The following is a 15,002-nucleotide window of genomic DNA, read 5'->3' as shown; positions in this document are numbered from 1 at the left end:
CGCCATGAAGAACTTGAAGACCCGACTGCGCACCCTCAACAAGCGCTCCGCCCTGATCGCCCTGATCGTGATCGGTGTCCTCTTCGGCCTGATGGAGGGCGTACTGGCCCTGCTGACCATGGCCGTCGAATGGCGCGACTACACCACCGGTCAGACCGTCGCGTTCGCCTTCCTCGCCGGTTTCGTTCTGCGCCACACCTTCGTCCGGCTGCTCCACAAGCCCGTCAACGCGCTTGAGCGCCGGTTCGGCAGCAAGCCCACCGTCTGACCGCGCCCAGTGCCGCCCCGCCCCGGCGGGACGGCGCCGAGCACGACCAGCCGACCCAACCCGCGAAGGAGCACCCGATGGAGCCGTGGACCTGCACCCGCGACAAATGCACCGCGACCCGCCCCAACCCACCCACCGTCAGCAAGTGCCGCGGCTGCGGCAGGCCCTGGTAGCCCCCACCCACCCAGACCGCCCCAGCGAAACGAGACCGCCATGACCACCCCGACCCCCGCCCCCTACCAGCCGACCAACGACGACGACGCCCGCGCCCAGCTCGGCCAGATCGTCGGCTCCGACCTCAACACCAGCGTGTGGCACGGCGACTGGCACCAGACCGTCCGCGCCGTGTCCACCCGCTACTCCACCCCGCCCGACGCCGAGCAGCCGCAGCCCGCGGCCGCCGCCTGACCCGAAAGGACCACCTGCTGTGACTGACCCCCGTTGCCCCCTGGCAACCACCGGGGAATCCCCCCTCATCACCGACCTCGCCGCCGCCATGCACCACCTCGAGAACAGCACCATCCGAGCCGCCACGCCCGCCGATGAAGCCGCCCACTACGACGGCGTCACTGCCGAACGCTTCAGCACCTGGGTCCGCGGCAACGCTGACCGGATCCTCGCCGCCCTCACCGACATCACCACCACCTACGCCGGCACGGACACCCCGCCCTCCAACGACACGACCGAGACCATCCAGGCCATCCGCTACACCGCTGACGTCGTAGCCCTCACCCCCGACAACCGCGTCCTGCTCATCGAACGCGGATGGCCGCCCTACGCCGGCGCCTGGGCCCTGCCCGGTGGACACGTCGACCTCGGCGAGACCAGCCGCACGGCCGCCGCCCGGGAACTCCTCGAGGAAACCGGCGTCCACGTGGCCGCCGACGACCTGCACCAGATCGGCGCCTTCGACCAGCCCGACCGCGACCCCCGCGGCCGCTACGTCACCGTCGCCTACCTCGCCCACGTCCCGGCCGACACCACCCTGACCGCCGGAGACGACGCCCGCACCGCCCGCTGGTGGCCGCTGGACACCCTCCCCGAGCTGGCGTTCGACCACGCCGACATCCTCCGCGCTGCCCTCGGACGCGCCGCCTTCACCTCCTGAGCAGCCTCTCGGACACCGTCACCCGCGCCTGACCCGAAAGGACACCGATCCCCGTGACCACCTGGAGCGCCCGCACCGTCGCCGAAGCCAAGGACCTTCTTCGCGCAGTCCAGGACCGCATCGAATCCAGCATGCGCGCCGCCTATCCCGGCCGCGACGCCATCGAGCGGATGGAGCCCGCCCGGACCACCCCCTTCCACCTGCAGATCACCTTCGACGCCAGCGAACTCGACCGCGTCGCAGACGAACGCAGCACCTTCGACAACCAGATCCACGGCGACGACACCCACCACTGACCACACCCCGCGAACCCCCACAGGAAGGAACCCGCCCGTGCTTCCCCAGCTGCAGAACGCGGTCGAGCAGGTGCCCGTGCAGGCATGGGCCGCCCTCCTCGCCCTGGTCACCCTCGCGTTCGGCTACGTCATCGCCCCCAAGACCCGCGCCCGCGCCACCGACCGCCGCAAGCCCCGCGACAAGCAGAAGCGCCGCACCCTCACCGGGTTCCTCGGCATGGGCCTCGTCGTCATCGCCGGCCTCGCCCTCTCCACCAACACCTCCGCGCGGTTCGCCCTGGTCCGCCTCAACCTCGCATCGCCCTGGCACGTGACCGTCGGCCTCGTCCTCGAAGCGATCGTCATCGGCCTGTCCCTGTACGCGTGGGCATTCACCGACAAGGGCGCCACCCGCGCCGCCTACCTCCTCGTCCTCGCCCAGGCCATCGGCGCCGTCGAAGTCGTCCGCCAGGAGCACGAGGACCTCGGCACCGCGCTGGTCCGCATCGTCGGCCCCGTCATGCTCGCCTACGGCCTCCACAAGCTCCTCGGCCTCGAAGCGAAACTCGGAAAGATCGAGATCCGATCCGACGGGATCCTCGCCCGGCTGTGGACCGACCAGAAGAACCGCCTCGAGAGCCGTCTCGGGATCGGAGCGCGCGGCGCCGACGCCGCAGCGATCTCCCGCGGCAACGCCGCCGACAAGTTCGTCCACCTCAACTCCGTCGGCCAGCCCAAGCTCATGACCAAGCGCATGTACAAGCACGCCCTCGTCAAGGCCGGCCGTGCCGCTCTCCACGGACTCGAAGGCTTCGAACGGCAGATGGCCGAGGCCAACCTCGTCGACCGCATCGCCTTCGAGAAGGGCATGCAGCTCGGCGGCGACCACTTTGAGACGGCCGTCATGCGGGGCGTGCGGTCGAACATCGGACCCACCGAACTGGACGCGGCTCCTCCGCTCGGTCTTGGGTCGCTGACCAGCGCGGCTACCGGAGCCGCACCCTCCAGCCGCGCCGCAGACACACCCCAGCCGCACGACGACAAGCCGCAGCCACGTTCGAACCCCGCCACGGCCGACGCCGAGCGCAAGAACCGCGCCTTTCACCTCTACGCCGACCTCGGACAGCCCTCGCAGCGCACCTTCATCAAGCACTGGCGCGCACGCAAGTTCGGCGAGACCGACCAGACCGTCCGCGAGCTCTACGACGAGATGCACGCCGCCTTCGAGAAGGCCCGCAAGGGCAACAACGACTGACCCCGCCCCCGGCCCGACCAACCCTGAACCCGAAGGAACCCCGTGACCCAGCCCCGCTACCCCGACAGCCGTACCGCTTTCGACTTCGACGCCATCACCGCCGCCGGCAGCGAAAACGCCCTCACCGAAACCCAGACCCTGCTCCGCAACTTCCGCAAGGCCAACCCCGACTACACCGGCCCCATCCACCTCCGCATCACCCTCGACCTGAACCCCGACAACCCGTCCTGACCAGGCACAACACCCGCCGCACCACAGAACAGGAGGACACCCCGGATGGACATCAACGAGATGATGACCAAGGACGGACTGGGCAAGTTCACCAGCGGCCAGCGCGACGTCTTCGTGCAGGACGCCACCGAGCTCCGGCAGTTCGGCCTGATCTTCAGGGCCCGTATCGCGCAAACCGAGATCAACGGGGATAAGCCCTGGTCAGCGAAGCGCCGTGCCCGCAAAGTCGGGCGCGCCTGGGACGACATCGCCCGGCTCCTGGAGAAGGCCGGCGCCAAGGTGGAAGCCCTCGACGCCATCTACAGCCGGGAAGTCCTCGAGCTGCCCGAACGGCGCACCAAGGCCTTGGAGGCCAAGGACAAGCGGCGCCAGCAGCGCCTCCACGCCAAGGCCGTAACGCGGCGGAAGGCGCAGGAACTGACCGGACGGACCCTCGCTGAGTCCGCCGCTGGCCTCGCTGCGGACCCGCGCACCAACACCCCCCAGCCGAACGTGCCCAACCCGGCCGAACCGCCCATCCAGTACGTGCACCCGCACGCCTACACCACCCAGCTGCCCGCATCCGCCGACCCGCTGCCGAACATCGAGGGCCTGTTCAAGGACGTCGGATGAGGCAGAAAGCGGAAGATGCCCGGCGCCGCAACCAGGCCGAGTTCTGGAACGAGAAGCAGGCGAAGGCGAAGACGCCCGAACAGCGGGCGGCCGTCTGGTACGACGCGTGCCGCATGCGGATCCGCAACGCAGACCCGGCGGAGCAGGGGCGCCTGTGGGACGCGTTCGCCAGCCACCTCCACAGCTTCTTCCAGATCACGCGGGGTGACGAATCGTCATCATCACCTGCCGCGAAAACCGGGTGATGACCGTCCCTATGAGCGCGCGCGACGCGCGCGCGTGAGAGTGCCCGCACCCACTACCCACTGTCAACCCTGAAAGGGGGCTGTGATGAGCACCAGCGACGACGACAACACCCCCGGCAACGTCATCGACTTCGGGCGCCGCACGGGCCAGACCGGGTTCAACCTGAGCCCCGCCGGTCCGCCGCCCGCCGGTGACCCGCTGGGCGTAGTCATCCCGCCCCCACCGGCGGGCCCGCCCGGAAACGGAACCGGCACCACGCGAACGCGGCGCAGTCCGCTGCAGACCCTGGATGCGCTGCCCAGCCCCGGCCTGGCCCGCCCGCCGGTCACCGTGACGGGCAGCCCCGAGGGCGGCCTGCCGGACACCTTCCGCGGCCCGAACACCCCGCCCCCGCCGGCGGGCCCGAGTATGGGCGCCCTGTCGGTGGCGGGCATCATCGCGATCACCGTGGCGGCGCTGCGTGGGGCGTGCATCGCGCTGGAGGACTGGCGCCAGCGCCGCCTGGAGAAAGCCGAGGAGGCCAAGCCGCTGCGCGAGGCCCGCGCCAAGCACAAGCTGGCGATGGCGCAGGCCGGGCACGCCAGCCGGGAAGCCGCCGCGAAAGACTCGGCGGCCGCCGGGCAGGCGGCGGACAAGCACCGCCTCGCGATGCGCAGTGCGCAGGACAAGGCTGCCCAGCAGCGCGCCAAGGCCGACGGCAAGGCCGCGGGCAAGAAGGTGCCCTCCAGCCAGGAGTTCGGCCGTAAGCAGGCGGGCGGCCGCGGCGCGGATACCGCCCCCAAGAAGCCCGAGACGAAGAAGCCCGAGACGAAGAAGCCGGCCCCGCCCAGGAAGCCGGTGGACCCGCCCAAGCGGACCGACCCGAAGAAGCCCGACCCGGCGAAGAAGCAGAACCAGCCGCCGGTCAAGCCCAAGTCCCCGGTGCAGGGATCGCAGGGCGCCGGGCCGGGCCTGAAGAAGCACCAGCCCGGCAAGGACGATAAGGGCAAGGGCGGCGGCAAGTCGGGCGAGCCGCCCGCGAGCCGCACCCGGCTGCCGCGCGCCCTGAAGGACCAGGCGAACCGGGCCGCCGAGAAACGGCTGCACAACCGCCGGCAAGGACCCGACAAGCCCGCCGTGTGGAAGCACGACGACAAGAAGACCAAGAAGGACCCGGGCAAGACCCCCCAGAGCAGCACCGGCCCTGTGAAGAACGGCCCGGCGGGCCCGACGAAACCCCACAACGGCACCGGCCCGAAGGCCGACAAGTTCAAGACCCACGACAAGACCAAACCGAACAGCAAGAACACCAACGGCGGTGCAGCCGACCCCAACGCCACGAAGCTGTGGGACGCGCTGAAGAAGGACTCCAAGGCGACCGCGAACGACCGCTGGAAGAGGAGGGGCGGCCAGCCCGGCGGGACACCGCCGCTGTGGAAGACGGACAAACAGCGGCAGAAGAAGCAGCAGAAGCAGACCCCGAACGGGCCGCGCAGCAGCAACACCGGCCAGCAGAAGCAGGCGCCACAGGGCCCGCGGCAGGCCAACACCAATAAGCCCAAGACGCTAGGCCCCGGCGCCTCGAAGGGCCCGCACGGTACGCCCAAGGGTCCTGCCCCCAAGGGGCCGTCCGGCGCCCCGGACGGCTCGGGTGGGCCGCAGGGGCCGAAGGACTGGTGGACGCGGGCCCGTTCCCGGGCGCGGAAGAACCAGGGCGGCTCGCGCTGGCTGAAGGACGACTGCTTCGGCGCGCCCCTTGACGACGAAGACAGCGGCACCGGATCCCACCCCGGCGGAACCGGACCGTCCTCCACCCCCGGCGCGGGCACGGCGGGCGGCGGCCGCTCACAGCAGCGGCGTAGCCCCAACCAGAACGCCGGACAGGCCTCCCAGCGGACCACGGTCTGGTGTGAGGGCCGCGCCGACCAGCCCAACCCGAAGAACCCGTCCGCACCCGCGGCCGCGATCGACCAGGGGCTTCCGGGCCTGCCCGCAGCGCCCGAACCGCACACCCAACGGCCTGGCACCGCCCGCCCGCGGCCTGTACACCCGATGCCGCCCGCCCCGGCAGAGCCCCGCACCAGCAAGGAGCGTCACCGCATGACGGCCCCTCACCCGCAGGCCGGCGGACAGCAGATGGCCGCCGAACACGAAACCGAGATCACCCTCGATGAGGCGCTGGACCAGCTCAGCGACCTCACCGACGACGGCTTTAAAACCCACGACCAGAGCATCCGCATGGCCGAGCGCGCCCGCACCCTGCGCAGCGCCCTGGACCAGCTCGCCGTCTACCTGGCGACCAAGCACAACCTGACCGGGCCGATGTTCAGCCGCGCCATGGCCTTCCTCGCCGAGTCCATGGACGTCCTGGCCGCCAGCGCCGAGGACCTGAACGGTTCCGCTCTCAACGCGGCCGAGAAGTGCGAGACGGCTGACAACGAACTGAACGACGCCTACCGGCCCTACACGCAGGAAGCCGCCGACCGCGGGCTGGCCGCCCCGTCCGCGCCCATCCACAACCAGACCTGAGAGGACGTCCCGCCATGAGCGATGCGCAAGCCCTGGAGCCCAGCGCGGTACAGACCGGCGCGGAAGTCGCCACCGCTAGTCCGCCGCCCGCGGCACCGGCCCGCTGGTCGGGACTGATCCACGGAATCATCAACTTCGTCACCCTCGGCGCCCGGATCGTCGCCCTGACGACTGCCGCGATCATGCTGAAGGAGGGCATGCACCGCCTTGAGCGGCGCATGACCCGCAACGCGGCCACCGCCCGGCGCCTGTCGGAGTACTTCGCCCAGGCCGGCGTCGACCCCTACCACCAGGGCCTCGCCCTGGAAGCGTCGAAGGCCTTCGACCAGGCCGCCGGAGCGGCCCGCGGCGTCACCGCGGCCGCCGACAGCATGCAGGCCCGCGCGCAGGCCGTCGACAGCGCCCACAAGACCGAGTACGGCGGCTTCTACGAGCTGTCCAAGTCCTCCCGCTACGAGCAGCCCAAGCCCGGCTTCAACAAGGTCGGCTGACCCCGCCCCCGCCCCTCGACACGGAAGGACACTGCCGTGGCCCTGACCGACAGACTGCCCGACCTCACCCCCGCGACGCCGCCGCGGATCGTGCCCGCAACCAGCATCCGCCGCCGCAAGCGCCTGGAGCGCCTCGTCTACGGCGCCGCCGCCCTCGGTGTGACCATCGCCCCGCAGCAGCCCGCGGACTGGTGGCCCGCCCACCTCGGCGCCACCGCCATCGGCGCCGGCGCGATCGCCTGGCTGTGGCGGCGCTTCGACCGCGAGCCGCTGGGCTGGAATCTGCTGCGCTCCGCCCATCTCTGTACCCCCGCCCTCCTCGGCGCCGGCGCCTACCTCACCGCGCTGTGCACCCCCGGCGCCGCCTGGTGGGAGTGGCTCCTCGGGCCCGCCTGGGGCGCCGCTATGACCGCCACGACGCCCCTCACCCACGCCGCGCGCCTCACCCCCGAGCAGTTCCTCCTCGAGATCCCCGCAGCTGTCCCGGCGCGCGTGCAGCCTGCACCGGTCAGCTACGGCGACCACCGGGCCTCCCAGTGGGATGCGGCGAAGAAGACCGGCACCAGCCGCCTCACCGGCGTCACCCAGTACACCGGCCCCGACGGCCGGCCGGTGCCCGACTTCTGGGGCATCGTCATCGCCGAGGCCGGCGAAGAGGTCCCTGACCTCAACGAGGCAGCCCTCGCAGCCGTCTTCGACCTTCCCCCGGGCACCGTGCAACTGCAGCTCATCCAGGGCTCCGGGCCTGGCCGGAAACTCCTGACCGCCCGCCCCACCCTGGATGCGCTCGAAAAGGCCGCCACCGACCCGATCCACCGCATCTTCACCGAGAAGCTCGCCCGGCCCAACGGCGGCGCCACCGGCATGCTCCTCCTCGGCTACCGGCAAGAACCCAACCGGGTCGCGCTGCGCGTCACCGCCCCCGACGGCGAAATGATCCAGCTCAACCAGAAGCAGATCGCCCGCTCCCTCGGTTACAAGGACGCCTCCCTGGTCATGGTCGAAACCGACGGCCTCGGCGACGGCCTCATCTCCGTCTACAAGGACCACCCGCTGACCGCCGTCCGCGAGGCCACCGTCGATGACCTCACCATGCGCGAGGACGGCAGCATCCAGATCGGCCTGCGCCCCGACGGACGCGCCGCCCGCATGCAGCTGCACGACCCCGACCTCGGCGCGCTCACCGACCTGTTCGTCGGCGCCATGGGCGCGGGCAAGTCCGTCACCCTGAACACCGTTCTGGCCGCCGAACGCATCTCCGGCGTCGTCTCCATCGTCGCCGACGCCCAGAACGGCATGAGCCTGCCCGAGGCCGACGGGCGCGTGTACCACTTCGGCAAGGGCATCGCCGCTGTCGCCGCGACCCTCGCCGCCGCCTACGACGTCGCGCAGTACCGGGAAAAGATCTCCTCCGCCAACGGGTGGGCCGGATTTGAACTGAACGATCCGTGGCCGCTGGCCAACGTCACCCTCGACGAGCTCAACCGGATCCTGTCCGAGGACGCCCTCGTTCCCCGCGAGTTCAAGAAGTGGGTCGTCGGCCTCGTCGGGGACTTCCAGTCCACCGGCCGCAAGTTCGGCATGGGCATCCGCTTCGCCGCCCAGTCCATCCACCTCGCCGACCTCGGCCACAAAGACAAGATCCGCGCCAACGCGAAGAACGGCACCGTGTGGCTGGGCCGCACCAACTCCTCCACCACCCAGCACATGGCCAGCGACGGCGTCATCCCGCCCGGCATGACCCTTGAACCGATCGCCCAGCACTTCAAGAACGGCAGCAGCATCGACGACGCCTTCGACGGCAAGGAAGCCACCAAGGGACCGCGCACCGCGGGCATGGCCAACTTCATCCAGGGCGGCGTCGTCTTCATGGGCCGCACCTTCTACGCCCGCAAGGAGAAGAAGACCTATCCCGGGCTGATCGGCCTGTACGAGAGCGCCGCCATCCCCGTCCTCACCGCCCCCGAAAACGAGGCCTTCGTGCGCGGCTACGCCAAGTGGCTGCCCTTCGCCGAACAACTCCTCGCCGGTGAGGACGAGCCGAACAGCGACGAGCGGGCCGAAGCCCTCGACATCCTCGACGCCGACGAGGACGACACCCCGGCCGCAGGCGACATCAAACAGCGCATCCTCGACACCCTTGCCGCCGGCCCCATGCCGCTCAGGGACGTCCGTAAGCGGCTTGCCGAGTACGCGCCCGGCAGCGTCAACAACGCCATGGCCGAACTGCACCGCGACGACGGCCTGGTCCGGCCCGTCAGCCGCGGCGTCTACGAGATCGTCCCCAACTAACCCCTCCAAGGAGCACCCGCCCCGTGAGCCCCCAGACCGGCCCCTTCCAGCAGCCCCACGCCACCACGGCCGGGCAGCCCACCGCCGCACAACAGGCCGCCACAGCCTTCCTCGCCGACATCGAACAGACCATGCGGAACGCCAACGCCCAGATCGCCGCCGAACAGACCCCGAGAACCCCGACCTTCTACAAGAACCCCGAGCCGACGCCCACCATCGGGGACGCCCCGCCCGTCCCGCAGCCCGGACGGCCCGCCATGAGCCAGAAAGCCACCGACGACAGCGTCCGAATGATCAGCTTCGGCGTGATGACGATCCTCACCGGAGCGGGAATCGGCGGCGTCATGGTCCTGTCGGACTACGCCGACCCCACCGTCCTCGGCGTCGGCGGCATCAGCCTCACCGCGATCCTCCTCGCCGCCACCCGCCTGCTCCGCTCCGGCAAAGAAGTCGTCGAAGCCGCACCCCCGCAGATCACCCAGAACTTCCACAGCACCGTCCACCAGGACAACCGCACCCACACCAGCAAGAACACAGGCTTCGTCGCCACCACCAACAACCGGCCCCGCTGACCCGAGGACCCCACCATGGCCACCTACCAGCCCGTCCGCCGCCGCACCCGCACGAACAGGCGCCGCCGCCAGCGCTTACCGCGCATCCACTGGGGCTGGTACCTCACCATCGCCACCGCCCTCTATAGCGCGGCCCTGGCATGGCCGCTGCTCACCATCGCCGCCACGACGCTGGCCGCCGCGCTCCTCATCCTCAAAGCCGTCCGTCCCGCCCGCCTGGCCCGCGTCCTCGCCCGCCTGCAACGCATCTCCGCAGCCCTGCCCGCACGCAGCGCCCTCCCGCGCCAGACGACCGCCGCCGCCTTCCACCGCCTCTCCCCGGCACGCTTCGAAGAAGCCGTCGCCGAACTCGCCCGCCGCGACCCCGCCACCGTCCGCGCCACCGTCGTCGGCGGCACCGGAGACGGAGGCATCGACATCCGCGTCAAACGCGCCGACGGCACCCACGTCTTCATCCAGTGCAAGCGCTACAAGCAGGGCAAGAACGTCGGCGCCCGCGACATCCGCGACGCCAACGGCGCCTACCGCTCCCTCCACCACTGCCACCGCGCCGTCATCGTCACCACCGCCGGCTTCACCCGCGACGCCCTCGACACCAACGCCCGCCTCCACGCCACCGGACAAGGCATCCGCCTCGTCAACGGCGCCGACCTCGAGGCCTGGGCCGCCGGCGGACCCTCACCCCTCGACCCATGACCCGCCCCCCGGGGGAAGGCAGCCCGGACAACCCCGGCCGCGTACGCCACCATCAGAAGTGCACGGCCCGGGACACCTTCCAGGTTCCCGCCCGAAGGCACCGGGCCGTGCACACCGACCGCTCGGGGCGGGTACCCACCCCCAGGCCCTGCGCCCGAGCCCCGGCCCGGACAGCCCTCCCCACCCCGGCTGTCCGGGCCGCCTCACGTCCAGGCGGGCAGGGGGAACACCCGGCCGGAAATCGGCGATCATCGGTGTAGGCGCGGGGCCTGGAAGACCACAGATCGCGGGAGCCCCACCGCCATGACGGCATCACGAGCCAAGCAAGCCGCAACCGCCGACCGCCGCGCCAAGCTCATCAAGCTGCGCCTGGCCGGCGTCCGCTTCGGCGACCAGCGCATCCTCGACCTCGGCTACAACTCCCGCGGTGACGCCTCCAAGGATTTCGTCCGCGCCCTCGAGCAGCACCGCGAGGAAGAGGCCGCCCAGGTCGCGACCTACCGGCAGCAGGAGAACGAGCGTCTCGACGCACTCCTCGAGGCTGTCTGGCCGCGCGCCACCACCCCCAGTCCGGTCTTCAACCGGGACGGCGAACACATCAGCGACGAGCTCGACATGCGGGCCGTCGACACCGTGCTGCGCCTCATGGACCGCCGCGCGAAACTCAACGGCCTCGACATGCCCATCAAGGCGGAAGTCACCGGCGCCGACGGCGGGCCCCTGCAACTCGGATCCGCGAGCAACGCGGAACTCGAGGCCATCATGGGCGCCGGACCGGCCCCCACCGAAGTTGCCACCGACAACGAAGACGACCAGAGCGGCGAGCCCGAGACGGACGGGCAGGACGACGACGCCCGTGCATAAGGACCTCCTGGCCCGCTACCGCTCCCTGCCCCACCCTCAGCGCCTGGACATCCTGCGGGCCGCCTCCAACGACCTGCGCGGCCAGCTTGCCACCGTCGAACGCGACATGGCCATGGACCGCTCCCCGGGCGGACTGGCCGCCGTCCTCACCCACGGCAAGGAGATGCAGGCCCCCCACCTGGACATCATCGACCGGATCTACCAGCGCATCGCCGCAGGCGAACGCATCCGCGCCATGGTGACGATGCCGCCGCGGGCCGGGAAGTCGCGGCGCACCTCCCGCTGGGGGCCGACCTGGTACCTGCGCCGTCAGCCTGACCACCGCTTCATGCTCGCTTCCTACGCCGCGCACCTGGCCGACGACCACGGCCGGTGGATCCGCAACACCATCACCGAGCACGCCCCGACCCTGGGCATCAACCTCAGGTACGGGTCGCAGGCCGCGAACCGTTTCGACATCGACGGCCACGAAGGCGGCATGGTCACCGCCGGTGTCGGCGGCCCCCTGACCGGCCGCGGCGCCGATACCGCCTGCGTTGACGACCCGTTCAAAGGATCCGAGGACGCCGGTAGCCGCACCCAGCGCGACCGTGTGTGGGACTGGTGGCAGTCCGTGCTGCTGACCCGCCTCGAACCCCAGGGCTCCGTCGTGCTGGTGAACACCCGCTGGGACGAGGACGACCTGTCCGGGCGGCTCCTGAAAGAGGAAGCCGAGGACTGGATCGTCATCGACCTGCCCGCCCTCGCCCTGACCGCCGATGACCCGCTGGGCCGCCAGCCCGGTCAGGCGCTGTGGCCCGAGCGGTACAACGAAGAGGACTACGCCCGCATCCGCAAGAGTGTCGGGGAACGCGTGTGGTGGGCGCTGTACCAGCAGCAGCCCCGCCCCCAGTCCGGCGGCGTGTGGCAGCAGGCCTGGATCGACGGGAACCGGGTGTCCGCGGCCGCGCTGCGCGGCATCGACCTGGACCGCATCGTCGTCGCCGTCGACCCGGCCGGCGGAAACACCTCGGTGAACGACGAGGTCGGCATCGTCGCCGCCGGATCCGCCCTCACCCCGGCCCCCTCCGACCGGCACGACCGCGCCGAGGAGCGCGACGAGTTCTACGTCCTCGACGACAAGTCGGCGTCCCTGGGCGCCGACGAATGGGGGACCGTCGCCTGCCGGCTCGCCATCGACTGGCAGGCCGATGCGATCGTGTGTGAGGCGAACTTCGGCGGCGACATGACCCGGCAGGTCATCACCCAGGCCTGGCACGAACTCGACCGCCGCCGCCTCACCCAAGGCCAGCTCATGCCGCGGCTGATCCCAGTGACCGCGAAGAAGGGCAAGCGGCTGCGCGCCGAACCCATCGCGCAGCTCTACCAGCAAGACCGCGTCCACCACGTCGGCACGTTCGACCGTCTGGAAACCCAGATGGTCACCTGGATGCCCGGCCTAGACTCACCGGACCGCATGGACGCCGCCGTACACGCCATCACCGAACTCGCCGAGCTCGAGGGCAGCGGCCCCCTCTACAGCGACTACGAACGCCCCGACCCGCGCGGCCGCTGACCACGATGCCCACCCCCCGGTGGGCACGGGCAACCCTCCGGCCGCACACCCCTACCCTGATCACAGGCGCGGGGCCTGGAAGGCGAAGTCCACGAAGGGGACGACGAACAGTGGGCAAGCTCCGTTTCATCGTGGACCGATGGGGGCCGCTGAACTACAAGCGGGCCTTCGCCGACCCCGTCTACCAGCGTCCCGACCGCGGCGCGTTCCCCGCCGCGATGCGCACCTGGGTGCCCGAAGAGGACCGCCGCCGCCTGGCCTCCTACACCGTCACCGCCGCCTACGGCCACAACCAGGCCTGGGAGATCGACGCCCTGCACCAGGGCGAGGAGGCCCGCTCCCGCCGCGAGTTCGGCGACCCGGCCATGCTCGTCGCCTCTCTCACCAGCCACCTGCTGGGCCGTGAGCAGACCATCCTCGTCGATGGCGCCGAGGACGCCGAGACCACCGACGGGAACAGCCCGCCCCCCGAAGCCGCCCACGCCGCCGACGTGCAGGACAAGCTGCGGGCCTGGGCGAAGAAGGAGCTGTTCAGCCTCCGCCTGCAGCAGAACGAACGCAAAGCGGTCCGCGAGGGCGACGGCGTGTACACCCTGGCCTGGGACGCGCAGAAGAAACGGCCCCGCCTGTCCGTGGTCGACCCCGGCTTCTACTTCCCCGACCTGCCCGACAACGCCGGGGACTCCGCCGACTACCCCACCCGCGTCCACTTCGCGTGGGAAGTCGAACCCGACCCCGCCATCCGCGGGCAGAAGCGGCGCCTGCGGCGCATCACCTACGAACTCGCGCCGATCGGCACCCGCACCCTGTCCGCCGCCGACCGCGACCGACCCGCCCGCATCCCGGCGCTCGCCGACGATGGCTCCACCCCGCTGATGACCGCCGGAGACACCTGGGACCCGGCCAGCGGGCAGATCTTGCGCCAGTACCCGTGGAACGACGACCCCACCCACCTGACCTGCTACCTCACCGACGCCGAGTGGGACCTGGACGACATCAAGGCCGACCAGGACGTCCACACCCTCGACGAGCGGTACGCCACCTACCTCACCCGGCCCGACGGGGAAGTCCTCGACCACCTCGACCTGTGGCAGGACTACATTCCCGTCGTCCACCTGCCCAACACCATCCCCGAGGACGGGCACTGGGGCGAGTCGTCGCTGGCGCTGCTCATGCAGGTCTTCGACGAACTCGCCGGCACCGACCGGGACTCCGCTCTGGCGTCCGCCTCCACCGGCAACCCGATCATCGGCATCGTCAACGGCGGCGACAGGAACTCCTCCCGCCGCGGCGAGCCCACCCAGCGCAAGATGAAGCCCGGCATGGCCATCGAGCTCAGCCAGGGCGGCAACCTCATCACCGTCGACACCTCCCCGCAGCTCGCCGAACTGCGCAACAAGACCGCCGAACTGCAAGACCGGCTCTCTTTGAACGCGCGGATGCCCGCCGTCGCGCTGGGCACCCTGGACCCCACCAAGGCGCCGTCCGGCTTCGCCATCGACCTCTCCTATGGGCCCATGGACCCCCTCATCGACTCCATGCACCTGGCCCGCGACCACAAGTACGAACTGCTGCTGAAGATGGTGCAGCGCCAGTACCTGGCTGGGCAGCACCCCGACTGGTCCGGGCCCGTCGTGCCCGCCCGCCTGGCGTGGGGCACCTACAAGCCCACCGACAAGGCCGCCACCCTCACCATGGTCAGGGAAGCCGTCGACGGCGGCGTGATGTCCCTGGAGACCGGCCTGCAGATGCTCGTCGACGTCGGCTTCCCCGTCGACGACATCAGCGAAGAGATCGAACGCATCCAGGCCCGCCAGTTCGACAAGGCCCGCACCCTCGCCGACGCGACCAACGACATGGACCTTGTCGGGAACTTCCTCGGCGTCACCATCGAAGAGCCCGAACCGCCCGCCGCACCGCCACCGCCGAACCTCCCTGAAGACGCCCAGCCGTCTTCGCCGGGCGCCACCCAGGCGGTACCGGGGGAGAGCGGGGGCAACACATGACCGATCGTGTGCTCCACTTGGAT

General features: G+C 70.8%; 16 protein-coding genes. All 16 read left to right on the top strand.

Translation table 11 applies throughout. The annotated features are described in order from the left end of the window. Nucleotides 1-4 precede the first annotated feature (4 nt). The 16 genes from AC07DO_RS36550 to AC07DO_RS36475 all read left to right on the top strand — a co-directional run bounded on the left by AC07DO_RS36550 (nt 5) and on the right by AC07DO_RS36475 (nt 14,979). Complete coding sequence (locus tag AC07DO_RS36550; RefSeq protein ID WP_479066230.1) at nt 5-268, top strand: hypothetical protein; 264 nt, start codon at nt 5-7, stop codon at nt 266-268. Between the two features lie 213 nt (nt 269-481). Beyond that, entirely contained in the window at nt 482-676 is a 195-nt protein-coding gene (locus tag AC07DO_RS36545; RefSeq protein ID WP_479066228.1) for a hypothetical protein, read from the top strand. A gap of 226 nt (nt 677-902) precedes the next feature. Further along, nucleotides 903-1,376 carry an NUDIX domain-containing protein gene (locus AC07DO_RS36540; RefSeq protein ID WP_479066425.1) on the top strand — a complete coding sequence of 158 codons (474 nt, stop codon included), beginning with the start codon at nt 903-905 and terminating at the stop codon, nt 1,374-1,376. 53 nt (nt 1,377-1,429) lie between these two features. Further along, complete coding sequence (locus tag AC07DO_RS36535; protein ID WP_479066226.1) at nt 1,430-1,672, top strand: hypothetical protein; 243 nt, start codon at nt 1,430-1,432, stop codon at nt 1,670-1,672. A gap of 37 nt (nt 1,673-1,709) precedes the next feature. Then, a complete protein-coding gene (locus AC07DO_RS36530) occupies nt 1,710-2,906 on the top strand; it encodes a hypothetical protein (RefSeq protein ID WP_479066224.1) in 1,197 nt (398 codons plus the stop codon). 42 nt (nt 2,907-2,948) lie between these two features. Beyond that, on the top strand, nt 2,949-3,137 hold the full coding sequence (locus AC07DO_RS36525; RefSeq protein WP_479066222.1) for a hypothetical protein: 189 nt from the start codon (nt 2,949-2,951) through the stop codon (nt 3,135-3,137). Nucleotides 3,138-3,182: 45 nt separating this feature from the next. After that, a complete protein-coding gene (locus AC07DO_RS36520) occupies nt 3,183-3,749 on the top strand; it encodes a hypothetical protein (protein ID WP_479066220.1) in 567 nt (188 codons plus the stop codon). Next, nucleotides 3,746-3,994, top strand: coding sequence for a hypothetical protein (locus tag AC07DO_RS36515; protein WP_479066218.1), 249 nt, complete (start codon nt 3,746-3,748; stop codon nt 3,992-3,994). The genes AC07DO_RS36520 and AC07DO_RS36515 overlap by 4 nt, the downstream gene beginning before the upstream one ends. An 85-nt stretch (nt 3,995-4,079) precedes the next feature. Further along, entirely contained in the window at nt 4,080-6,503 is a 2,424-nt protein-coding gene (locus AC07DO_RS36510) for a hypothetical protein (RefSeq protein ID WP_479066216.1), read from the top strand. A gap of 14 nt (nt 6,504-6,517) precedes the next feature. After that, nucleotides 6,518-6,994, top strand: a complete 477-nt coding sequence (locus tag AC07DO_RS36505; protein WP_479066214.1) for a conjugal transfer protein TraB — start codon at nt 6,518-6,520, stop codon at nt 6,992-6,994. A 36-nt stretch (nt 6,995-7,030) separates the two neighbouring features. Continuing rightward, nucleotides 7,031-9,286 (top strand): hypothetical protein, encoded by a 2,256-nt coding sequence (locus AC07DO_RS36500; RefSeq protein WP_479066212.1) that lies wholly within the window; start codon nt 7,031-7,033, stop codon nt 9,284-9,286. Nucleotides 9,287-9,309: 23 nt separating this feature from the next. After that, nucleotides 9,310-9,858, top strand: a complete 549-nt coding sequence (locus AC07DO_RS36495) for a hypothetical protein (protein WP_479066210.1) — start codon at nt 9,310-9,312, stop codon at nt 9,856-9,858. Between the two features lie 15 nt (nt 9,859-9,873). Next, nucleotides 9,874-10,554, top strand: a complete 681-nt coding sequence (locus AC07DO_RS36490; protein ID WP_479066208.1) for a restriction endonuclease — start codon at nt 9,874-9,876, stop codon at nt 10,552-10,554. Nucleotides 10,555-10,857: 303 nt separating this feature from the next. Then, nucleotides 10,858-11,418, top strand: coding sequence for a hypothetical protein (locus AC07DO_RS36485; RefSeq protein ID WP_479066206.1), 561 nt, complete (start codon nt 10,858-10,860; stop codon nt 11,416-11,418). After that, nucleotides 11,411-12,973 carry a terminase large subunit domain-containing protein gene (locus AC07DO_RS36480; protein WP_479066204.1) on the top strand — a complete coding sequence of 521 codons (1,563 nt, stop codon included), beginning with the start codon at nt 11,411-11,413 and terminating at the stop codon, nt 12,971-12,973. Before AC07DO_RS36485 ends, AC07DO_RS36480 begins: the two co-directional genes overlap by 8 nt. 110 nt (nt 12,974-13,083) lie before the next feature. Then, nucleotides 13,084-14,979 carry a hypothetical protein gene (locus AC07DO_RS36475; RefSeq protein WP_479066202.1) on the top strand — a complete coding sequence of 632 codons (1,896 nt, stop codon included), beginning with the start codon at nt 13,084-13,086 and terminating at the stop codon, nt 14,977-14,979. Nucleotides 14,980-15,002 lie beyond the last annotated feature (23 nt).

The organism is Streptomyces sp. NPDC045678 (assembly GCF_056432085.1).
Note: the sequence above shows the minus strand (reverse complement) of the source record. Positions and strands in the feature narration are given on the sequence as shown.